General features: G+C 28.5%; 22 protein-coding genes. 1 reads left to right on the top strand and 21 read right to left on the bottom strand.

Features of this window, described 5'->3' with window-relative positions; all coding sequences use genetic code 11:
* Positions 1–300 precede the first annotated feature (300 nt).
* Positions 301–471 carry a hypothetical protein gene (locus ACOTVC_RS06765; protein ID WP_214099674.1) on the top strand — a complete coding sequence of 57 codons (171 nt, stop codon included), beginning with the start codon at positions 301–303 and terminating at the stop codon, positions 469–471.
* Positions 472–623: 152 nt separating this feature from the next.
* Here ACOTVC_RS06765 and ACOTVC_RS06760 read toward each other — a convergent pair whose 3' ends face one another.
* The 21 genes from ACOTVC_RS06760 to ACOTVC_RS06660 form a co-directional block, all read right to left on the bottom strand.
* Complete coding sequence (locus ACOTVC_RS06760) at positions 624–1,157, bottom strand: hypothetical protein (protein ID WP_421628079.1); 534 nt, start codon at positions 1,155–1,157, stop codon at positions 624–626.
* 306 nt (positions 1,158–1,463) lie between these two features.
* A complete protein-coding gene (locus tag ACOTVC_RS06755) occupies positions 1,464–5,735 on the bottom strand; it encodes an inverse autotransporter beta domain-containing protein (RefSeq protein WP_421628077.1) in 4,272 nt (1,423 codons plus the stop codon).
* A 20-nt stretch (positions 5,736–5,755) separates the two neighbouring features.
* Positions 5,756–6,166: a single-stranded DNA-binding protein gene (locus tag ACOTVC_RS06750; protein ID WP_257911284.1), complete on the bottom strand. Its 411-nt coding sequence runs from the start codon at positions 6,164–6,166 to the stop codon at positions 5,756–5,758.
* Between the two features lie 12 nt (positions 6,167–6,178).
* The gene (locus ACOTVC_RS06745; protein ID WP_257933356.1) at positions 6,179–8,209 is read right to left on the bottom strand and encodes a DNA topoisomerase 3; all 2,031 of its coding nucleotides are present in this window, start codon (positions 8,207–8,209) and stop codon (positions 6,179–6,181) included.
* 53 nt (positions 8,210–8,262) lie between these two features.
* Positions 8,263–8,931 carry a hypothetical protein gene (locus ACOTVC_RS06740; RefSeq protein ID WP_421628075.1) on the bottom strand — a complete coding sequence of 223 codons (669 nt, stop codon included), beginning with the start codon at positions 8,929–8,931 and terminating at the stop codon, positions 8,263–8,265.
* A gap of 84 nt (positions 8,932–9,015) precedes the next feature.
* Entirely contained in the window at positions 9,016–9,885 is an 870-nt protein-coding gene (locus ACOTVC_RS06735) for a hypothetical protein (protein ID WP_421628073.1), read from the bottom strand.
* On the bottom strand, positions 9,878–10,555 hold the full coding sequence (locus tag ACOTVC_RS06730) for a TrbM/KikA/MpfK family conjugal transfer protein (RefSeq protein WP_214100690.1): 678 nt from the start codon (positions 10,553–10,555) through the stop codon (positions 9,878–9,880). Before ACOTVC_RS06730 ends, ACOTVC_RS06735 begins: the two co-directional genes overlap by 8 nt.
* A 3-nt stretch (positions 10,556–10,558) precedes the next feature.
* Positions 10,559–10,684, bottom strand: a complete 126-nt coding sequence (locus ACOTVC_RS06725) for a hypothetical protein (RefSeq protein WP_421628071.1) — start codon at positions 10,682–10,684, stop codon at positions 10,559–10,561.
* On the bottom strand, positions 10,677–11,114 hold the full coding sequence (locus tag ACOTVC_RS06720; protein WP_012662271.1) for a cag pathogenicity island Cag12 family protein: 438 nt from the start codon (positions 11,112–11,114) through the stop codon (positions 10,677–10,679). Before ACOTVC_RS06720 ends, ACOTVC_RS06725 begins: the two co-directional genes overlap by 8 nt.
* The gene (locus tag ACOTVC_RS06715; protein WP_173777042.1) at positions 11,098–12,894 is read right to left on the bottom strand and encodes a type IV secretory system conjugative DNA transfer family protein; all 1,797 of its coding nucleotides are present in this window, start codon (positions 12,892–12,894) and stop codon (positions 11,098–11,100) included. Before ACOTVC_RS06715 ends, ACOTVC_RS06720 begins: the two co-directional genes overlap by 17 nt.
* Positions 12,884–13,465, bottom strand: coding sequence for a hypothetical protein (locus tag ACOTVC_RS06710; protein WP_421628069.1), 582 nt, complete (start codon positions 13,463–13,465; stop codon positions 12,884–12,886). The genes ACOTVC_RS06715 and ACOTVC_RS06710 overlap by 11 nt, the downstream gene beginning before the upstream one ends.
* The gene (gene virB11, locus ACOTVC_RS06705; RefSeq protein ID WP_173777040.1) at positions 13,455–14,456 is read right to left on the bottom strand and encodes a P-type DNA transfer ATPase VirB11; all 1,002 of its coding nucleotides are present in this window, start codon (positions 14,454–14,456) and stop codon (positions 13,455–13,457) included. The genes ACOTVC_RS06710 and virB11 overlap by 11 nt, the downstream gene beginning before the upstream one ends.
* Positions 14,456–15,628: a type IV secretion system protein VirB10 gene (gene virB10 / locus ACOTVC_RS06700; RefSeq protein WP_421628067.1), complete on the bottom strand. Its 1,173-nt coding sequence runs from the start codon at positions 15,626–15,628 to the stop codon at positions 14,456–14,458. The genes virB11 and virB10 overlap by 1 nt, the downstream gene beginning before the upstream one ends.
* Positions 15,625–16,560: a P-type conjugative transfer protein VirB9 gene (virB9, locus tag ACOTVC_RS06695; RefSeq protein WP_012662266.1), complete on the bottom strand. Its 936-nt coding sequence runs from the start codon at positions 16,558–16,560 to the stop codon at positions 15,625–15,627. The genes virB10 and virB9 overlap by 4 nt, the downstream gene beginning before the upstream one ends.
* Entirely contained in the window at positions 16,557–17,225 is a 669-nt protein-coding gene (locus tag ACOTVC_RS06690) for a virB8 family protein (RefSeq protein WP_250324999.1), read from the bottom strand. Before ACOTVC_RS06690 ends, virB9 begins: the two co-directional genes overlap by 4 nt.
* A gap of 264 nt (positions 17,226–17,489) precedes the next feature.
* Entirely contained in the window at positions 17,490–17,651 is a 162-nt protein-coding gene (locus tag ACOTVC_RS06685; protein WP_263659909.1) for a Rha family transcriptional regulator, read from the bottom strand.
* On the bottom strand, positions 17,648–18,268 hold the full coding sequence (locus ACOTVC_RS06680) for a hypothetical protein (RefSeq protein WP_421628081.1): 621 nt from the start codon (positions 18,266–18,268) through the stop codon (positions 17,648–17,650). Before ACOTVC_RS06680 ends, ACOTVC_RS06685 begins: the two co-directional genes overlap by 4 nt.
* 17 nt (positions 18,269–18,285) lie before the next feature.
* Entirely contained in the window at positions 18,286–18,696 is a 411-nt protein-coding gene (locus ACOTVC_RS06675; protein ID WP_421628065.1) for a hypothetical protein, read from the bottom strand.
* A gap of 230 nt (positions 18,697–18,926) precedes the next feature.
* Positions 18,927–19,388 (bottom strand): hypothetical protein, encoded by a 462-nt coding sequence (locus ACOTVC_RS06670; RefSeq protein WP_421628064.1) that lies wholly within the window; start codon positions 19,386–19,388, stop codon positions 18,927–18,929.
* Positions 19,378–20,388 (bottom strand): type IV secretion system protein, encoded by a 1,011-nt coding sequence (locus ACOTVC_RS06665; protein ID WP_421628062.1) that lies wholly within the window; start codon positions 20,386–20,388, stop codon positions 19,378–19,380. Before ACOTVC_RS06665 ends, ACOTVC_RS06670 begins: the two co-directional genes overlap by 11 nt.
* Before the next feature lie 838 nt (positions 20,389–21,226).
* On the bottom strand, positions 21,227–21,769 hold the full coding sequence (locus ACOTVC_RS06660; RefSeq protein WP_421628060.1) for a hypothetical protein: 543 nt from the start codon (positions 21,767–21,769) through the stop codon (positions 21,227–21,229).
* Positions 21,770–21,917 lie beyond the last annotated feature (148 nt).

Raw genomic sequence — 21,917 nt, 5'->3', positions numbered from 1 at the left:
TAAAGCCTCCATTTGGTTAAATCCTTAAAACAATAAAATTATAATTATTTTTGCTTTAGTTTGTGATTAAATTCTAGTGTTATCTTTTAACCCTTTAATAACAGCATAAATGTAGTTTTTAAAAGCTTAGGAAAAGAATTAAAACAAGAAATTAAAATCATATTAAAACTTGTTAATCAAAATATTTATATTGAAGCTGGAACTGGAAAGCTACCTGAAAAAGTTGTTATTAGTGGAGGCGTTTATCAAGAAAGTATTCAATTAAAAATAGTCGATTATAAAGGTGTTGGAGATCATATAATGCCTGAACATTCTAATATATCAAAAGAAAGATTTTATTTTCATGAAAAAGGTATTATTGAAATACAATCAACTAATTCTTGTGTGGAAGGTAGTCATAGAAATGGTTTTATAAAATATGAATTTGAATACCATAAGAAAAAATATTATATTTTTGAATATTTTATTTGATTTTCTAGTGTTATCTTTTAACGGAATATATAAGTTTGAAGATTTAAATAATAAATATATAAAACCTACTTATTTACACTTGAAATTACCTTGAAAATCTAATGAATTTTTAAATAGCCTATATAAAATTTAATTTTTTATAGGCTAAATGTTTATTCACTCAATTTTAAGTGCAAAATACTCGTATAGGTTTTACCCTTATAGGTAGTCTTGAAAGTATATATTCCGTTGTGTTTTTTAGTAACTGGAGGACAAACACTTCCCCAAATATTTATACCTCCAAAATCTACTATAATAGTTCCCCATTTATTTGAAGGAAATTGTTTGCTTTTTCCATCGCCTTTTGGACTCCATACTATATCATCATGTTCCATTCCTTTAATACAAGATATAAATGGATATTTAGTATTACCACCATAAGCTGATTGATAAGTAAAACTCATATTATTTTTAGCATTCCAAGCGTCATTTTGATTATTAAAACCAAAAACATATAATTCCATAGTATTATCATCATTATAAGCTTTAGTAATATGTATTTCTCTATAATGATTTTTATAATATCCTTCTCCAATAGAGTTATTATTTCCAATAATTCCAACACTATTATATAAACTACCTTCCCCTATAGTAAAAAACAAGTCTGAAATTTGTATTTTAGTTCCTAAATTTAAACTTTGCCCCAAGCTTTTAGCGTTAGTATTAATGCTGTTATTAAAGGGTTAAAAGAAAACACTAGAATTTAATCACAAACTAAAGCAAAAATAATTATAATTTTATTGTTTTAAGGATTTAACCAAATGGAGGCTTTATTAAAGTCGAAAGGAGGTTAAGATGAGTGAAGTTATCGTTTTTATTATAGCTTTAATCGTTCTTATTTTAGTAATAAAACACTAAAATAAGAACTCTCATAAAAAACTAATTTTATTTTAAAAAAACCCTGCTTAGTTTATCCTTAAAACATAAGCCTTCATATTAGCAGGGTTGAGGGCTTATTTATCATAATTAATTAACACTTGAACTTCAGCACCATATAAATAACATCTTGTAGTTTGAGTATTAACAGCTCCTGCTTTTATATTAATTTTATTAACTCCTTTCCAATTTACCTTTTTATTAATTCCTCTAAACCCATTTTCCATTATTTCAAGATTATCATAACTATGTGTATAAATATCATGAACCTGAATAGCAAAATAATCATCAATTTCACGATATTTCCATTTAATTGTAACTGATTTTACTTTTTCAGGATTTGGTATATTGTAGTCTCCTAAACTTATTGGTTGCCATGCCAACCAACCTCCATTGCAAGTATAATTAGCAAAAGCATTTATCGGTATATTTGGTTGAAAATAAGGCTTTATAGTAATATTTTTTATAGGCTTATCACTACTCCTATTACTACTTACTTTTAAATTTATGCTGTTATTAAAGGGTGATTTTCCTTGACCATTTAAATAAGCCTCGCCTTTAGCATTAAATTTGCTATCTTTTGAGGTAATTTTTCCATCTCCACTTAAAGTCCATTCTACACTTGCATTTGGTTTTCCGCCTTTGACTGTTACTTTGAATGTTTCATCGCCTACAAGTTCAGTTTTATCACTTGAAATACTTAATTTGTATTGATATAAATTAATATCATTCATAGTAAAAGTTTCTTTGGTATCTCCACTTTTAATATATTTAAATTGTGGTTTTATCTTTTTAGTATTAAAATCACTTATTTTGTGATAAGCAATTGTCGCTTCGCCTTTGTTATTTACTTGCACACTATCGCTTTTTGGTTTAATTACTCCATTTGTAATAGGTTCTATTACACTATCAGGTAAAAGTCCTTTTATTAAAATTGAATAATCTGTGTCATAATCTATAGTTTTTTCGTGTTTGCCATAAAGAGTAGAATTAAATACTGGATATGTTATTACTGGTGTGAAAGTTCTTAAATCATACACAATAGTTTTATTTGAATTTTTACCTACACCTGAAGTAACAATTTTAATAGGGGTTTTAAATGGAGTTTTTGAAGTTAATAAGGCTTTAGCTTCTCCATTTTGATCAAAGCTTAGTTCTTGATTACTTAATGTGCCATCGCCAGTTAAATCCCATTCTACTTTTTCATTTGGCTTTCCTCCCGTAACTTTAACTTCAGTTTTATCTAAAACTAAATCTTTTGTAGGTAAGCCATTTTCATAAGCGTCAAGCTTATCTTTTTCACTATCCATTGCTAAAGAATATTGATAAAGTTTGATATTATCTTTAACTTCAATTTTATTTGCAAGACTTTGATTATAAATAGCTGTAATTTCTAAATTTTTTACATTATAATCTTTAACTCCTTCAAATACTACTTTGCTCTCTCCTTTTTCATTAGAAATAGTTTCTTTGTTATTACTAATTCTAATTTTCTTACCGCTATTAGTATCTTTTGCTATCCATTCTACTTTAGTATTTGGCATTAGTCCTGTAAGTTTAACTTCAAACTCACTCACATAATCAATTGTTCCATTTTCAAATGGAGCATTTGTAACTGGGTGCTTGTGAGTTGGTAAAATCATAGTGGCTTTATAATTTTTAACCTCTAATTCTTTGATTTTTTCACTCACTAATTCATCATTAGTATTTTTAGCAAAGATTTTAACTTTACCATTATTTTCTAAGCCTATGATTTTAACTTTGCTTTCGCCTTTATTATCTGCGATAATTTCTAATTCTTTAGTGGTAGAGCTTTTATTTTCATTTTCTAAGACAAATAAAGCTTTATCCTCGCCCTCTAATCTCCACTTTACATTAGTTTTATTTGGGCGTAAATTTTTATAAGTAGCAATTGCTATTTCTTTATTTCCTATGACTTCTTTATCAATACTTAAATCATTATCGTTATTACCAAATACCATAATTTGCACAGGTGCTTTAAACTCAACCCCATTAACACTAGCAATAACTTTAACTTCTTCTTTATCTTTCATAGTATCATCAGCTTTATATTTAATAGTAGCATTACCATTGTTATCAGTTGTATCTGAAGTATTTGTTTTAATTAATTCGCCTTTGCCTATTAATCTCCAAACAACTTTTAAATTATTAGCTAAATTTCCACCTGCTAAAGTGATAAGACTTTCTTCAAATCTTTCTATTTTTTCAGGATCTGCTTTAATTTTAAAATCAAGTTTTATAATTGAAATAGGAAATTTGCCATTTGCTTCGCCAGCTACTGCATTTAAATCAGTTTTTGGAGTGCAAGAGCGAATAATTTGCACATAAACTTTTCCGCTATTATCTGTAATATAATCAAAACCTTTTTCAAATACTACACAAGAATGAGTTGGTGTAACTCTCATAGGAGTATTTTTTACTACTTCATCAAAGCCATTTTTTAATAATATACAATGTTTATCATTACCCAAATCTCCACAATAAGAAATATGATACTTATTTGGAGTTGCTCTATATTCAAGAACCATAGAATAATCTCTATCAATAAATTGAGTTCTAGTGCCTTCAATGGTATTACTAATTCCTGCTAGTTTTGGTTCAAATGCTAATTTCATAGCTTTTTCATCAAGTGGTATATTAATGTTTGCATTAATTGAAGTATTCTTTTTAGAACTCTCTGCACTTCTGCTATGACTTAAAGTAAAAGTTAGTGCAGGGAATGGAGAATATGAAATTCCCCCTTCATATATTAATGGATTTTTTTCTAAATCATCTACGCTATTTGCTCCAAAAACACCTACTTTATCGCCATACCATTGTCCCATTTTTGCAAAAACTGAAACATTAATAAAAGATGGAAAAGCATATTTTATTTTTGCGTCCCAACCATTTGCAGGGCGTTCTTGCACATAATCTTTATCAAAATCATAGCTATCTATCCAGTTGCTTAATCTTTGATAAACATTTGCATTAAATGCGAGTGTATCTACCATAGCTTCAGCACCTAAAGACATTCTTTTATGTCCTCTGCTAAAATCATGATCATAGACTGAGTTTAGTCCTAACATAATATTACCTGAATTATTTAAAGCTGTTGCATTTGGATAATATCTTATACCCCCACCAAAGTGTCCTATGGTTCTATCATTAGCAAATTCGCCTATACCACTTTGTAAAAAATAAGATATTTTTGGATTATCTTCACTTACAATAGGTAAAAGTGCTTTAGCATTACCACTAAAACCACTTCTTTCGTTGTAATTAAATGAAAAATCTGTATTAATAGAAGTATTTAATGAATCAATAAATTCTTTAGCTAACTCATTTGCACTTGCATTTAAATAAGAACTTGCCATATTTTTTACAATTTCTTCTTTGCTCTTGCTATCTTCACTATCATAAATAGCACCAGCTGTTTGAATAACTTTCATTACTTTATTTGAAAATTCTTGATCTTCTTTGCTTAAATTATCATCTTTTTTACTATCATTTAAAGCTTCTTGTGTTTTTAAATTTTCATTATAATAGTTTGCATTTGTAGGGTGCTTTAAATAAATGCTTTCAAAAGGTTTTTTAATAATTTTTTTGTCTTTAAAATTAGTATGAGTGTGTTCTTTGATAACTTCTTTATCATCAAACTCAAGCCACTTAGCTGAAATATATTCTTCTTTATTAGCTAATTTAGCCCACTTAGTGCCAGTTTCGTTAGTAATGACATTTTCAATATCTAATATTCTATTTTCTCTATAAATTTCTACTTGTTTGCTTTTAACATTTGGTTTTTCTCTTGAGATTATGCGATGAGCTTTTACTTTTGCTTTTCTTATAGTTTGTTCTTGAAAATTTGCATTATCTTCTTCGTTATTAATTTCTTTTAAATTATTATCAAGATTGTTTTTTTCTTGAATTAGTTGTTCTTTTTTAGCAATTAATTCATTATTGTTTGAATTATTACTTAATTCTTTGTCTATATTTCTGATTTCTTTGTTTATTTTTGCATATTTAGCATAGATTTCTTGCTCACTAAGTTCTTTATTATCTTTTTCTTCTTTTATAATTTCACTAGCTTCATTAACTTGTGTTTCTTGTGATTGAATAGTGTTTATGCTTTGGGTGCTTGAAGGTAAAATTTCATTATCAGTATTAGCTGATGAAATAATTTTTTTACTTAATATTTCAATCTCACTATCTACATTGTCAAAAATAATACTTGAATGTGTTTGATTTATTAAAGATGAACTTAATAAAAAAGACAACAAGATTTTTCTTAATATCCTTTTTTTTGGATATTTTGTTTTTAAAGATTTTTTATATAGTACTGATTTCATTTTACCCTCTTTAGTTCTTATTAAAATACTTCTTCTTCCGTATTATCTGTTTGAGCAAAATTTTCAACAGAATTATCTTCTTTAGTTGCTTGGTGATCTATATTTTGCTTTTCTTTTTGATGGACAAATTCAAAATTATCAACTATAACTTGAAAACCAGTTCTTTTATTTTGATTTTCATCTTCATAAACTGAAGTAAAAATCCTTCCTTTGCATAAGAATTTATCTCCTTTTTTTAAGTAATTTGCTAAAGCATTTACCCTATTTGTTCCAAAAACAACCAAAGGAATCCAATCTGTGTGTTTTATTTCCTCATTTGCTTTTTTAGTAATAGTCGTAATTGCTAAACTATTTTTTGCTAAAAGTTCTTTTTTTCCTTGAGATACTTCCCAATCTTTACCAAGAAAACCACATAATACTACTTCATTCATTTTTTCATCTCCTTATTTTAATTTTGGCTTATTTTTTTCATCAAAACACATAAACTTACAACCATTTTTATACTCACTACATCCCCACCAATAAGTCCCTTTTGTATTTTTTCTTCTTATTAAATAACCATTTTTACATTCAGGGCAACTATATTGTTTTTCTTTTGATAATTGTGAGAATTGATTCATACTCCCATTTTCTTTTATTTTCAAAATTTCACTATTAACCTCCTTTAATATATTTTGTAAGAAATCTTCTTTTTTTATTGTGCCTTGTTCAATCATTTTTTGTTGCTCAAACCATAAAGCAGTCATATCAGGATATTTAAGAGTTTCAGGTGCTAAAGATATTAAGAGTCTTCCTTTTTTAGTAGATTTAACAACTTGTTTTTTATCTTTACTTACCTCAATATATCCTTGCTCAATTAAATTTTTAATATGAGTTGATCTAGTAGCAGGTGTTCCAATACCTCCATTTTCACCTTTTTTGTCTTTATCTTTTTCAATTAATAATTTTTTTATTTTTTCATCTTTCACATATTTAGCAACACTATTTAAATCCTTTAATAAAGAATCCATCGTGTAATAAGGACGCGGTTTTGTTTGCTTTTTCTCTATTTCAATATCTTTAATTTTACAAGCACTATTATTCTCTATTAGTGAAATGTCTAAATGATTATTAGTATCTTCATTGTCTTTTTCATCACTTTGCTTGAAAAATTTTCTAAAACCCTCGCTAATATTTTTGCTTTGAGAAGTGCCAAATACACTCTTATCATAAGTTTGTATCTCAAGATTTGTAACTTCATATTCTCTTGGTTTAAAAAACTGAATCACAAATCTTTTTGCTATTAAAATATAGATATTCTTTTCTTCTTCTTTTAAAAGCCCACAATCAAAATTGTTTTGAGTTGGTATTATTCCATAGTGAGCGGAAATATTTTTGTCATTAAAAGCTTTGCTTTTAATGCTTAAATCACTCTTTTCAAGCAATAAACTTAAATCACTATCATTATTTTTTATATTTGATTTAATAGAATTTAAAATATTTGGAGCTTGTTCAAACATTGTTTCAGGTAAGTATTGACAATCTGATCTATTGTAAGTTATGGCTTTATATTTTTCTCTTAAATTTTGAGTGATTTCTAATGTTTTATCAGGTGAATAGCCATATAATTTAGCACACTCTGCTTGCAAAATTAAAAGACTATAAGGCAAAGGAGGATATTCTTTCTTTTTTTCTTTAAAAACACTAATTAACCCCGTTTTATTAATATTGATTTCTTTTATTTGTTTAGCAATATTTTCATCGATAATCTTTTCTTCTGTTTTTAATCTTGCATTAAATACTTTTCCATTTATTTCAAATTTTCCTAGCAATGAATAATAATCTATGCTTTTAAAATTTTCATATTCATTATCTCTTGCTGTTATAAGCCCTAAAATTGGAGTTTGAACTCTTCCTAAAGTAAGAACTTCTCTAAAACCACTTTTTTGCTGTGCTACACTTGTATAAGCTCTTGTAAGATTAATACCTACAATCCAATCAGCTTGACTTCTTGCAAATCCTCTTTCACTCATTCCTTTAAATTGAGAATTCGGCTTCATTTTAGAAATTTCAGCTTTAACTGCTTTTGGAGTTAAATCATTAATTAAAACTCTAAAAACAGGTTTTTTTGTTTTTGAATACTGAATAATTTCATCAATAAGAATTTGACCCTCATCATCTGCGTCACCGCAATGAACAATACTGTCTACTTGATCATTTTTAATCAATTTGCAGATAATTTCTAATTGTTTTTTGCTATTATTTATAGGAATATATTTAAATTCTTTAATGTCCAAAGGCAAATCATTTAAATTCCACAACTTCCATTTTTCATTATAAAATTCAGGTGTTGCTAATCTCAATATATGACCAAAAGCCCAAGTAATTAAATTATCGCCTTTTTGAATATAACCTTCAAATTTCTTAACATTACCATCTAAACCTTCTGCAATTGCTCTACCAAGTTCAGGTTTTTCCGCTATAAACAATCTCATCTTTTACCTTTTATCTTTATTTGTTTTACACCCTTGTAATAAGGGTGTAAAATTTATCTTTCGATATCTTTTTCTTTGCTTGGAGCTTGAGTTTCTTGCTCTATTGTTTGTTCTTTAGAAAAACCATCTTGTTGTTTTGCTTTTTGCTCTTTCATTTCGGCTTCATTTTTTATTTCAAAACCACTACTTGAAACAATCGCTAAATAGCCATCACCTTTTTCAAATTTAGTTTTTTCTAGAGCAAATTTAATATCATCATTTGAAAGTTTAATATTTGTGTCAAGATAAAAACTTTTGCTACCATCTTGATTTTGAAATTCACTAATTCCAATTCCTTCAATTAAAGCTTTTCCAGCCTCTCTTTTATCGTTGATTGTGTGATAAAACCTTTTAGTTTCTTCATTCCAGTTATTATTGATAAAAATATGATTATCTCTATTTTTTCTTTCAACTGCATCTGTTGGAACTAAAACAATATTATGAGATTCTTTATCTCTATTTACGAAATAATTTTTCCATTCATTATTTACTTTAAAAGAAGCTGTTACAGCTCCTTTATCCATTCCAGCAACTTTTCCAGCCTCTTCTATCACATCAACTAAAGCAGTAGCAATTTGTCTTTGCTTGATCTCACCTGTTTGAGTGTCTTTATAGTTTAATGCGTTATTTACATCAACCATAAGTCTTGGATTATTTCCATTTGATAACTTTACGAATGCCATTTTTTTCTCCTTAATAAAAATTTTTATGTTTTGTTTTTTGGTTTTTGGTTTGGGAATTTAAAAAAAATATATATAATTACATGTTCATTCACCTCCTTGTAGTGTGATATGAATGCCATTCTCATCTTTATTAAGAATGGTTTTGTTTTTTGGGAAGCTCAAAGTTAAGCTTTTGTCTTTATTTTCTTTTATAATGATAGAGCTTAACTTTTGGGCGTTTTGGGTTATTTTTTTATAATCTTCGTATTTTAAGTATACGATGAAAGAAAAAACTCCAAAAGAAAACCCAAATAAAACAAAAAACATCAATGAAACAATCATAGTTTGTTTGATATTTTTAGTTAGCTTCGAAAAAATTTTAGAAAAATCCAAAATTGCATTTTTTTCTTTTTCTAAAAACACTTTTAAAGTTTGATCATATGTTTGTAAGCTATCACTTAATCTAGCTTCGGTTTTTGACCTAAAATCCTTTAAATCATCATTACTTACTTTTAAAGCACTATTTAATGATTCAAGAAATGTATTATCAAAATTAACTAAAGAATTATCAAGTGCAGTTTTTAGTTCCATTGCTTTTTGACTAAATTCTTCTATTTCTAATTTTGAAAAAGATGAGTTCAAACTATCAAGTTCTGTTTTAATCAAAAGCGTTTTATTGATTATTTCCAATTCTTCTTGACTTGGGGGATTTTTAAAATACGAAATTAGAGAATCAATATTCATTTTAAGTTTATAAAAATTTTGCTCTAAATCTTTAAAAATTCCTTCTTTGGTATTCTCATCAAGAATATTATTTAAGCCTATATTGATAGTATTATTAATGATTTCTAAGATTTTTATCTGCTCATCAATAATTTCTTGATAGTTGCAAATTTTTACTTCATCAAATAAAGAATTATTCATATCTTCTTGATCTATTTGCTCATTAGGTAAGCTTTGATTTTCTTCAGTCATTTTTTATCCAACATTTTTTATTAATAAAAATCTTTTTATAAAAAACCCATTTCCACTTAAAACCTACTCTCTCGCGATGTTTCTCTCTTAAATTATCAGGAAGTAAGTTATATTCTTGTTCAGAAATTTCTTTTAATTCATAACCTCTTTTCCAACTGACATCCTCTATAAAATTTTTAGAGCATATATACTCAAAACCTTGATAATCAGTATAAGAACTAGATTGCAATAGGTAACAAGATTGCGATAATTGTGGATTTATTCTATATCCATAATGTTCTATTTCTTCACAAGCACCATCATCACATACTCTTTCTACCCATAAAAGTTTTTTTTCTACTCTTTTATTAAGTTCTTCCAAAGAACATTCACCATCTAAATGAGCTAAGATATCATTCTTATATTTAAGCATTTCAGTATCACTATTATCCACAGGACATAAATTTAAAAAATCTTTTCTCGCTTGTATGGTTTTCCAAGGCTTTTTAAACTTAATTGCAAAATATCTTGCAATCGCTGCACTACATTCAGGTGGTTTAATAGGCGAAGCTAAACAAAGCATAGCTTCACAAGCATATCTAGTATCCCCACTTAAATAATCCAATTTTATAGCTTTTAAATTTGAGAACATAAACATAGCTAAAATTATTGATATCAATTTTATTTTCATTTTTTATTCTCCTTTTTTTTTAATTTTTTTGGCTTCTTGTATCATTTTCTTTTCTACAATTTCATCTTGATTAATGGTTTTAATCACGGTTGGTTTAATCTCATTATTATCAAATAAAGAATTACTCATTTATCTCTCCATCTTTTGCATGAAAAAAAAGCATATTGATAGTATTTTTATCTCCCTTAATAATGCTTATAGGCTGTAAGATCATTTCTGCTTCAACACCATTTTTTTTAAAATACTCTTCATATTCTTGAATGATATTTTTTTCGCCTATTAAGATAATTCTTTTTGCATTATGAGCCAAAAGAAAAGTTTTTACTATTTGCTCATTAGTGAGCAAGCCTTCTTTATTTTTTGTAAGCTCTATTTGATAAATCCAGTCCATATTGCTTAACTTTGAATCTTTAGGAACAAATCTATATTTTTCCTCCAATAAAGAATTATTCAAGGTTAGCTTTGAACCGCCTTCAAGTTTTTTAGGTTTTGGTGCAGAACTTGCACATCCTATAAAAATTACACTTGCTAATAAAAGCAAACTAAGCGTTTTTTTCATTATTTTCTCCTGTTGTTGGTATTTGTATGCGACACTCTCCTCTTTGAAAAGCTCCTTTTAAGATATGTTCTTTAGGTATGCCTTTAATTTTTGCCAAAGTTGGAGAGACTTGTTTAAACTTATCAATAAAATATGGATCGTTATAATAAAAAGCTTTTTTGCATAAAATAGGCTTTCCATTATCTATAGTAATAAGCTCATCTTCAAAAGACATTTCTCGAAGTTCTTGTGGAAGCATTAATGCCCTACTTGCTTCACTATAACTTGTAGATCCACCACTTGCCCCTACACTTCTTGATCTTGTTTTAAATGTAGTATTACCAAGTATTCTACTAATCTCCTCTGCATCTTCTTGTTCTCTTGGGGTATAAAAAATTTGACAAGCATGGTTAGTCAAAAGAGTTTTTGCTCCATCATCCCCATATCCATCAGGAGCAGGTGCTTTAAGTTGAGATTTTGATTGATAAATCATCAAAGAACGCATTAAATAACCTGCCATAAAACTTACTGCTGAAAGATATATAGGAATTTTTCTAGGTGCTGTAAATTCATCCATAAGCATTAAACAAGTATATTTAATTTGTGGATTTTGTTCAGGAAGTTCTTTTGTATTCAAAAGAATTAACTGCGACCAAAAAATATTCAATATAAATTTTGCATTAGTTAATTGATCAGGGGTTATACCTATATAAATAGTCATTTTCTTTTTGCGTAAATCTCTCAAATCAAAATCACTAGTTTGAGTAGAAAGTTTTAATACCTCTGCTTCAAAAGGAGTTAAAGGCTCGTTAAAAGAAGACATAACTCCTGATTTTGTATTATCACTTGAAATACTAAAATAAGTTTCTAACCTTCTTTTTGTGATATCTGAAAGCAGATCATCACAATTTGATAAGTACTTATAAGTATTATCAAATCCATTTATTTTTTTACCCTCATATTCAAAAGTAAAACCTTTTGAAAGTTGTAATATTCCAAAAAAACTAAATTCTGTTTTTAAGTTAAATGTTTCTAAAAAAAGTTTCCCATCTTCTTTTAAATTTAAATCTTTCCACAAATAACAAAGTCCTATAAATAGGTTTTGTGCAAGACCATTAAAGAATTGAGTTGTAGAATCCCCTTCTTTTGGATAAATGATATTTGCTAAATCCATTAGCTGACTATCACAATTATCACTATCACTCATATCAATATAAGTTAAAGGGTTGTAACGATGAGTTCTTTTTGAAAATGGATTAAAAAGAAAAACATCTTGACCCAAAACTTCTTTTCTATATTTACTTGTAAAATCAAAACATTCTTGTTTTATATCCTGAACAACAGCACTCTCTTTCCAATCCATTAAATTTGGTATTACAATACCAACCCCTTTACCACTTCTTGTTGGAGCTCCCAAAGCCACAAACTGAGGACCTTTAAATCTTAAAAATTTTCCCTTATATTTTCCGATGATTATTCCATTGTCTGAAAATAATTTCATTTTTTTAATTTCTGCTAAATTTGCAAATCTTGCCTCGCCAAATTGAGTTTTTTTGCTTTTAGCTATTAATGCTAAAAGCGTTAAAACAATAACACTAAAACCAAACATACCAAAGAAAGAAATATAAGCTTTTGGGTAAGCATTTATTAATGCCTCAAAAGTGAATTTAAGATTGTAAAACCCAAGAATTCTTTTTAAGCTTACATCATTAAGATAAAACATCACAAAAGGGCTTAAAAAATAAGCTATTAATAGTGAAAAAATACTTATAAAAACAAGCATTACAATCTTATCTTTCATTTTCCACTCCTTTTATTTTTGTAGAAAAGCTTTCTAATTTTTGTTTAAAATAATCAGAATTTTTTTCTTGTTTTAAAGATTTTTCTTCATAATAAGCTTTAACTTTTGGATTTTTAAATTCCATTCTCTTATTAAGATTTCTATCAGAATAAAAAGTTATAATAATTTCATCAGAGGGGGATAGTGGCGGAATGAGACCCTCCCCTTTGATCTTATCAGTAGCAACCCTAAAACGAACACCTTCTTTATTTTCCCATTCATATACTTTACCATCTTTGTTTTGATCTTCAAGGAATGGCTCTTTAAAGACTTTCAAATATTCTCTTATAGAGTTACCAAGATTTAAAAGCTCTTCAATCTTTATTTCTCCTTCGCTTTCTTTTGCTAAATGTAATTTGATATGTTCAGCACCTCTTCCTTTGTCTCTTTTTGTGTTATGCCAACCCTTAACATAATGGACAACATAATCAATGATTGCCTCTTCAATAATCTCTAATTCTGTATTAATTGGAGTTGAGTTTTTATCGTTAAAACTCACATTATAAATTCCTCTTTTTTCTTTATTTGCCATTTTTCATCTCTTTAAAATATATTTGACTAATATGTCTTTTTCCATTATGAGCTCTAATATGGACAACTACATCAATAAGATTTTTAAGCATATCTTGTATTTTTTCAAAAGGTATTTTTTGACCTTGAGTATTTTGTAAAGTCATCAAAGCCAAACGCTCGAATGTTTCAGAAGTGCTTCCTGCATGGCAACTTGTAATGCTACCACCATGCCCACTAGAAAGAACATTGATAAAATCATAAGTTTCAGCACCTCTAAGCTCTGCCAATAAGATTCTATCAGGCTTCATTCTAAGACATGATTTTAAAAGAGTTGCAGAATTTAAAAAATCTTCATTTTTAGCTTCACTAGGATAAAAAAGTTGTACAAAATTTTTATGCTCATAAAATTTTATTTCTTCAACATCTTCTATAGTTATAATTCTTTGTTCTTTGGGAATAAAATCAATTAAAGTTTTCATAAAAGTTGTTTTACCGCTTCCTGTACCTCCTGCTATAATGATATTTTTTTCATACTCTACTGCTTTACAAATAAAATCTTTAAAATTTTTAGCCTCATAAAGCTTTTTCAACTCCTCATCCAAAGGATTTGTTATAAAATGATCAGTTTTTATTTCTTCAAAAAGACCACTTTTAACATGATCTTGTATTAAAAATCTTTTCTCACTTGGTTTTCTAATTGTAATTGAAATATGCTCTTTTTTAGTCGCTGGTGGAATTACTACCTGAACCCTTTCACCTCCATGTAATATACAAGAAAGGATAGGGCGTGATTCATCTATCTTATCTTCTTTAAAAGAAGCTAAAGAAGTAGCAAACGATTTAGAAGCTTCATAATCTAATTTACTTGTTTCTTCTTGCCATTTTCCATCATTAGTTTGTATGAAAATATTTTCTTTGCCGTTGTAGCATATTTCAGTTACGCTGGAATTAGCCAAATGCTTTCCAAAAAAATCATTAGCTAATTTTTCTAGGGTTCTTGAATTACTCATTAAAAGCCCTTTCTTTTTAATTGATAAACCTTAGAAAAATCAATATCTTTATTAACATATACACCTACTAAATCACCATGATTTTTATAAAGAGTTGGTTGGATATTAATCATTTTTTCTAAAGCAGTATTAGCTATTTCACGAGAAGTTTCTCTTGAATTTTCCGTATAATCAACGCTATTTTCTTTTTTATTAATAACTTGATTAGCTAAAATATTTAAAGAATCATCAATTATTGATAATAAAATAGCTGAACCAAAGCGTTTCATATAATGATGATCTACCCATCCTTGTATTCCACTTGCTCCAAGCTCATCAGTTGCACCTGAATAAACTGGTATAATAATATTATTAGGCGTTCTTATTTCTTGCCAAATAACAAAAAGCCTATCCATACCATCATTTAATTGCCCTGAACTAAAACTTCCTGTAATGGTGCTTCCTTTTTCAATTAAAAGAACATTGCCATTTGAAGAATAAACATCATTTGAAACAATACAAGCAATACCCCCTTTAATAGTGCTAACTAAACGAGTTTTTAAAGAACAACCTATATAAGTTCCTTTAGATAATAATAAATTTGGATCAAACTGACTAACACTAGCACTAGTTGGGGTAAAAACATCGCCGATAAAATCATTTGATCCATTAGATAATAAAGCATTGTCTCCTTGCATAGGTTTAGAATTAAAAATATTATTTGAGCTTTCTTGTGTATTGTTTTCTTGATTAAAAGCCCCACCATCACTACTACTACTTACCACAACTAACCCTGCACCTTTTACTATTCTTGGTTGTAAAGGTTTTGAGATAAGCTCGAAAGGATTTTCTTTTGGAGTTACTTCAACGGGTTTTTCCTGTTCTCTTTCTTTCAATACTTCTTCAAAGCTCTTTGTTTCTTCTTTAACAGGTTCTTCTTTTTGAGGCAAAATAAAATCTTTTAATTTCACACTACTAGCAATGTCTTTATTAACTTCTTTTGCTTGTGTATTTGCAGTATCATCACTACTACCAATAAAAGATTTTGCAAAGATATATGCAAAAATCAATAATATAAATACACAAGCAATAAAGAATACATAGATTTGAATTTTTTTAACATTAACGCTTTGTGCTTGCAACTCACTTTGTAAATCCATATCTTTTAATTCTTGTTTTTCTTGATTACTCATTGCTCATTTCCTAATAAAGATTGTTCTAGTAAAAGTGTTTTACTTGGATCGTTTATTACTCTTTGTATATTTTCATTAGAGGTTTCTCTAGTTTTATCTAAAGGATTTTTTCCATAGCCATTATTAAAAATTCCAACAACCTTATCTCCACTTCTTAGTAGAATTTGTTTTGCAATTTTTTGAACTACTAAAACATCATATTTTCCATCTTTTTTAATGTGAGTATTTAAGATCATTTCTTTGCCGTTTTCATATAAAAATACACTCGGAAATGTTTTTGTGTTATCAAAACCTAAGTAAGTAAAAACACCATCATCATAAGCATAATTTGGTGCTATATCTTCACTTCCTTTATTCGCTTTCATTAAAAAATCCCAGTTTCTAGGAACTATATTTTTATCAAGCTCTTCTCTTACAATTTTCTTTTCTAGCTCTTTTTTTATTTTATTCTCTTGCTTTAAGATTTTATCAGCGTGGCTAAAAGACAATTTATAAGTTGCTTGCTTGCTATCATTAGTTAGCAATAAATCAAAAATATAAGTTTTTAAATTAGTAGTAACAATTAAATTTGTTTTCCAGTCTTTTGGATTTGGATCAACGATCATCTCTTTTTGCTGACCTTGATTATAAGGATCATTTTCTACAAAAAGTCTAGTTTTATAAGCTTTTGGTTTAATAAATAAAAGATTTTTTTTCTCTATTAAATCCCAACCTTCAGAAAATCCTGTAGCGGTATTTATAATGACTTCTTCATCGCTAAATTCAATCATACTTACAAAACCATTTCTAGCTACCATTTTAAAAACATCTTTAGAGTTATACTCAGCATGTGCTACGCGTTGATCGTATTCTGATTTTTGCGGTTCATTTAATGCAAAAACAGGTAAAGCCAAAAATGAAAAAGAAAGGGCTAGGCTAATATTTTTTATCATCTTATTTCCTCATCAACTCTATAGTTAGTAACCTTAAAGCCAAGAGGGTTTAAAATTCTATTTTCTTCACTTGTTTTTGCTAGTAAAAAATCATACGCTAAGGTTATAACTTTGGTTGATTGTTGTGTGCTTTTTGTTACAGAATCTTTTTTAGTAATTAATGCTCTTATAGTAGAGGTTTTTACTCCATTGCTATTTCCAAGAACAATACTTAAAATCTTAACGCTTACTTCAACATTATCTTTATAAATTTGATCTAAAGCATTATCACCAGCATAGATAGCTCTATACTCATTTGCAACATTTTCATCACTCATTAATTGAGTAAGAACATAATCTTGATTTAAAAACTTATAATAATAACCTTCTCTAGCTTTTATATATTGAGAGATAAAGTATTTATCTAAAGCTTCAATAGAACTAATTTGCTCTTCTTGTAAGCTAGTAATAATATCCACCATACCAGTAGTATTATCCACTCTAATCACATAAGGTTCAGTAGTTTTTAATGGTGTTAAGAAAATTACAGCAATTACAGCAATAATTGATATTGCCATACTTATAAATGCAACTAACCAAGCTCTTTGATTTGATTTTTCAATCAAATATCTTACACTTGCTTCAAAATTCAAAGCATTAGAATTAATTTCATTTTGGTTTTTCAATTTTATGTTTAAAAGAAGTTAGTATAATCAACCTAAGGCTGATTAACCAAAGGGTTCCCAGCCTTTGATTAATCAAATCTTGCCTTAGAAATGAGGTGAATTAATTTGAATAATCATATTCTAGTAATTATTATACTACTATGTATAATAATAGTCAAGGCTTATTAGCTTTGGTTTCCCCTTTTTTAAAGGGGATACTAGAAACCCTTTGGCTTTATACTAACTTTCCTTATCTCCTTTCTTTAAAATTTGTTTTTATTTAAATTAATTTGGTTTTAAATTACCTGTAAAACCCATAGCTAAACCTCTAAAACCATCTATTTTACGGACTTGGAATGTAAGCTCAAAATTGAGCTTACATTGGAAATACCCTATTTCTCGCAATTCATTTAAAATATCTCTAATAGATTTTAAAACACTACTCATTTTTCAAGCTCCTTATTTTTACTTGCTATATGATTGAAATTGTTTAGTTTTTCTTGAAAATATGCTTTGCTTTTGTTTTCTTGTGATATAATACTTTCAACAGAGTTGTGAAAATCGAGGTCGTTAAACTCTCGGTGAGAATGACCCCGCTCACCCCTCTCTGTTTTGCTATGAGCAGTTAATAATCTGTGTCCTTTTCCAAAATCTCTTTCGCCATATTTAAGAATGTTTCCATCATTTGCCTTAACACTCCAATCATATCCTTGTTGTCGTGGATTATATTTAGCTTCTACATTCTTAGCCACCTTAGGAAAAGATAACATCTCTTGCGTAGTAACCATTCCTCTTAAATTTGGATTATCCAAATGTTTTTTAATTTCTTTATCCATAAAGTCTTTATCTACTTTAATATCTCCTATATTGCTTTTAACCCTTGTATGTGTTTTATCTTCTTTTAACACTTTATACATTTGAGAACTTTCTTTTTTGCTTTGTCTATCCCAAGCAATATCTTTAAGATGAGTGATTCTTTGCTTGATTACATCAATAGTTGCTTCTAGTTGTTTAACATCATTTTCTAAAGATAAGATTTCTTGTTGCAATTCTTTATCACTCATCTTGTTGCTTATTTTTCTCATTTTTCAAGCTCCTTATTTTTACTTGCTATATGATTGAAATTGTTTAGTTTTTCTTGAAAATATGCTTTGCTTTTGTTTTCTTGTGATATAATTTTTTTGGTAGTTGCTGAATGTGCATTAGCACCAGATAATTTTTGATTATTACCGCCCAGCTTGGCAGGTCTCAAGGTGTGAAGGGAGTGGACGGCTTCACCAGTAACTACTTTAGGTCTAGGATTTTTAATAATTAGTTCAGGCTCTTTAACGACTTCTTTAATTGTCTTTGCAACTTCTTGCATATCCTTAAACATTTCAGGATGATTTGCATATAGTTTTTTTAAATCAGCAATTGCTTCTTTATCGCCTAAAAGTTCTGCTAGTTTTTCGCAAAGTTCAAATATTTCTAAATCTTTAGCATTGTTAATCACTATGGTGTTTAAAAGAAGTTAGTATAATTAAAAAGGGTGGAATGCCAAAGGGTGCCACCTTTGACATTCAATTTACCGCCCAGAAGGGAGGTGAGTCGAATGACTAAAATTATCCTAGTAATTATATTAGTTATGCTTTGCTTTGTCAAGGCATACTAATTTCCCTGCAATTATAGCAGGGTTTAGGATAATCCCTTTGGCTTTATACTAACTTTCTTTATCTCCTTTCTTTAAAATTTGTTTTCTAAAACTTCAGTTTCAATTATTTGCACATCTTTTTCTTTGAAAAAAAGATTTTGTTTTAAAACTTTTACAAAAACATCTCCTTGCTCCGTATGGTAAGTGATAGAATAATCAAACTCGCCAGCTTCAACCATCTTATCTTCATGATAAGAATTAGAATCATTTACAGCCTTTTTTAAAATCACATAAGACATACTCGGATAATTTAAAATAATTCTCTTTTTCTTTTTAATGTTTTCAAAGCTTTTAATGGAAGTTTCTTTTTCTTCTTTCCTTTCAAACACAGGAACAATTTCCATTTTTAAAAACTTTTCTTGATCTTTAATATCATTTACAGCAACCCAACCACTTTTATCATCAAACAAATAGTTATAATTAGTATTGTTTTTAATAGAACAAGCACTAAAAAAGATTGCACAAAATGCAAATAAAATTACCTTATGCTTCATTTCTCATCCTTTGTAATATGCTCTTTCCTAAAGACATAGCATTAGCACCTGCAACAGAAGCACCTGATTTCATAGCAGAATAAGCACCTTCTGTCATTTTAGAGCCTCCTTTTTGAGCATGCCCAAATAATTTTCCAAGAGTTTTTCCAGCAACAGAACTTATAGGATTGCTTACCCTTGAAAACACACTTTGCATAGCAGAATCTAAAGCAACGCTTCCTACTTTTTCAGCAAAAACCTTTGCTACAAAAACCATAGCAACTAATAAAACAGAGGAAAAAATCATTGATATTCCTATGAAAAATGAGTCAGCATCTGCATTCATATATTGATCTTGAGAATACCTAGCAAAACGATATATTTCTTTTGCAAAAACTTTAAAAAATAAGCTCATAAAAAGAACTAATAAGGTATTAGAAATAAGCAATGCAAGCCATTGAGTAAAAACATTTTTAGTGCTTTTATATAAAAGACAATAAAACATTAAAGGTGCAGCAATCACTAATATAGTTTGAGTAAAGGCAGTAGCATTAATCACTACTAAAGCAGGTAGCACAGCTATACCAAAACCTGTATAAATCATAGCTATACTAAATGCAGCAACTATAATGCTAAATCCACTAGCCTTAGCCCATATACTATCAGCTAAATTTCTAACTTCATTAAAAATAATATCAATTTGCTTATACATACTAAGGCTTCCACCAGCCCACTCATGAAAGCCATCCATAGCATTAATGACTAAAGTAAGCCATCCGCCGATATTTAAAGCAAAAGTGATGATCATAGCCTTAGCAGCTAAATCCCACATTACTTCTTTAGTAGGGCTTTGAGAACGACCAAATAAGATTTCATAACCCTTATACATAATAGTAATAACAAGGGTGATAGAAAAAAGCACAGCAAGTTGAGTCATTTTTTCACTCAGTGCTGCATTTCTTACTACTTCTAAAATCACATGAGTAGCATTACCAAGCTCTGTAAAAAAATTACCTTGCATGGTAAGCCTTAAAAGAAAATATGAGATTATAAAAATTTATAAGATTAAAAATTTGGATATAATTACATGGGGTTAGCCATAGGGCGGCAACCCTATGGCTCAATAAAACCTCAGAAAAGAGGTGATTTGTTTGAACCGAAAATATTTTATACTTATTATTATACTTCTTTGTATAGTAATAGTCAAGGCTTATTAAGCTCTTGCCCTGCTTTTGCAGGGATAAAATATTTTTTATTTTTCTACTTAAAAAATTAAAATAAAATACGAAACTACAAAAATTTATAAGATTAAAAATTTGGATATAATTTTTTGGGGTGTTTGCCACAAGGACTGCACCCTTGTGGCGAAAATCTAAGCCCCTAAAGGAGCTAAGATGAATGCCATAAAATTCATCATAGTTGTAATTATACTCCTTTGTATAATTATAGTCAAGGCTTTTTAGTCTTGCCCCACTTGTTGGGGTATGGTGGATTTTCCTTGTGGCTTTAAATCTAAAAATAGCTACTAATATAACTTTAGCATTGTTAATCACTATGGTGTTTAAAAGAAGTTAGTATAATTATCCTAAGGCTGATTAACCAAAGGGTTCCCAGCCTTTGATTAATCAAATCTTGCCTTAGAAAGAAGGTGAGAAACCTTGATTAATAAAATTCTAGTAATTATTATACTACTATGTATAATAATAGTCAAGGCTTATTAGCTTTGATTTCCCCTTTTTTAAAGGGGATACTAGAAACCCTTTGGCTTTATACTAACTTTCCTTATCTCCTTTCTTTAAAATTTGTTTTTATTTAAATTAATTTGGTTTTAAAATTAAGTTTTTGTAAAACTTGTGTTCTCATTTTTCAAGCTCCTTGTCTTTACTTGCTATATGATTGAAATTTTTTAGTTTTTCTTGAAAATATGCTTTGCTTTTGTTTTCTTGTGATATAATTTTGTTGGTGGATGTTGAAAGTGCTTCATAGCACTTAGATAATTCTTTTGAATTATTAGCGCAACGGTTTAACCATGTGGGTGCTGCTTTTGCAGATGGCGTCTCCACCAACATCTGCCTTACTTTAGATTTATTTATATTTTTTTTATTAGCATGAAAGATAACATTTATGCCATTATCATTTTCAATGGCAACCTCTCCGACTTTATGCGAATTTTCTATTTTTTTTACCGCTAAAAGCGCTCCTTTTCTTTTAGCTTTAGTAATAATTTTAGGACTTTCTACCACTTCTTTAATGGTATTAAAAAGATCTTGCATACTTTTAAACATCTCTGGATGCTTAAGATATAGTTTTTTTAAATCAGCAATTGCTTCTTTATCGCCTAAAAGTTCTGCTAGTTTTTCGCAAAGTTCAAATATTTCTAAATCTTTAACATTGTTAATCACTATGGTGTTTTAAGAAGTTTAAGAAGACTAAGGTATAATACCCCGAAGGGTTAGCCGTAGGCTGCAACCCTATGGCTTAATCTAACCCTTAGAATGGGGGTGAATTTATGTCATACAAAATTATAACTATAATTATACTTGTTTGTGT

Source organism: Campylobacter sp. GB48 (genome assembly GCF_049221845.1).
Lineage (GTDB): Bacteria > Campylobacterota > Campylobacteria > Campylobacterales > Campylobacteraceae > Campylobacter_D > Campylobacter_D lari_C.
The sequence above is the reverse complement of the archived record's forward strand: the minus strand, read 5'-3'. Positions and strand labels throughout refer to the sequence as shown.

Bases quoted from the DNA above. Each gene is read 5' to 3' on its own strand.
- ACOTVC_RS06765 (WP_214099674.1), top strand. From the start codon at position 301: ATGCCTGAACATTCTAATATATCAAAAGAAAGATTTTATTTTCATGAA.
- ACOTVC_RS06755 (WP_421628077.1), bottom strand. From the start codon at position 5,735: ATGAAATCAGTACTATATAAAAAATCTTTAAAAACAAAATATCCAAAA.
- ACOTVC_RS06750 (WP_257911284.1), bottom strand. From the start codon at position 6,166: ATGAATGAAGTAGTATTATGTGGTTTTCTTGGTAAAGATTGGGAAGTA.
- ACOTVC_RS06745 (WP_257933356.1), bottom strand. From the start codon at position 8,209: ATGAGATTGTTTATAGCGGAAAAACCTGAACTTGGTAGAGCAATTGCA.
- ACOTVC_RS06740 (WP_421628075.1), bottom strand. From the start codon at position 8,931: ATGGCATTCGTAAAGTTATCAAATGGAAATAATCCAAGACTTATGGTT.
- ACOTVC_RS06735 (WP_421628073.1), bottom strand. From the start codon at position 9,885: ATGACTGAAGAAAATCAAAGCTTACCTAATGAGCAAATAGATCAAGAA.
- ACOTVC_RS06730 (WP_214100690.1), bottom strand. From the start codon at position 10,555: ATGAAAATAAAATTGATATCAATAATTTTAGCTATGTTTATGTTCTCA.
- ACOTVC_RS06725 (WP_421628071.1), bottom strand. From the start codon at position 10,684: ATGAGTAATTCTTTATTTGATAATAATGAGATTAAACCAACCGTGATT.
- ACOTVC_RS06720 (WP_012662271.1), bottom strand. From the start codon at position 11,114: ATGAAAAAAACGCTTAGTTTGCTTTTATTAGCAAGTGTAATTTTTATA.
- ACOTVC_RS06715 (WP_173777042.1), bottom strand. From the start codon at position 12,894: ATGAAAGATAAGATTGTAATGCTTGTTTTTATAAGTATTTTTTCACTA.
- ACOTVC_RS06710 (WP_421628069.1), bottom strand. From the start codon at position 13,465: ATGGCAAATAAAGAAAAAAGAGGAATTTATAATGTGAGTTTTAACGAT.
- virB11 (WP_173777040.1), bottom strand. From the start codon at position 14,456: ATGAGTAATTCAAGAACCCTAGAAAAATTAGCTAATGATTTTTTTGGA.
- virB10 (WP_421628067.1), bottom strand. From the start codon at position 15,628: ATGAGTAATCAAGAAAAACAAGAATTAAAAGATATGGATTTACAAAGT.
- virB9 (WP_012662266.1), bottom strand. From the start codon at position 16,560: ATGATAAAAAATATTAGCCTAGCCCTTTCTTTTTCATTTTTGGCTTTA.
- ACOTVC_RS06685 (WP_263659909.1), bottom strand. From the start codon at position 17,651: ATGAGTAGTGTTTTAAAATCTATTAGAGATATTTTAAATGAATTGCGA.
- ACOTVC_RS06680 (WP_421628081.1), bottom strand. From the start codon at position 18,268: ATGAGTGATAAAGAATTGCAACAAGAAATCTTATCTTTAGAAAATGAT.
- ACOTVC_RS06670 (WP_421628064.1), bottom strand. From the start codon at position 19,388: ATGAAGCATAAGGTAATTTTATTTGCATTTTGTGCAATCTTTTTTAGT.
- ACOTVC_RS06665 (WP_421628062.1), bottom strand. From the start codon at position 20,388: ATGCAAGGTAATTTTTTTACAGAGCTTGGTAATGCTACTCATGTGATT.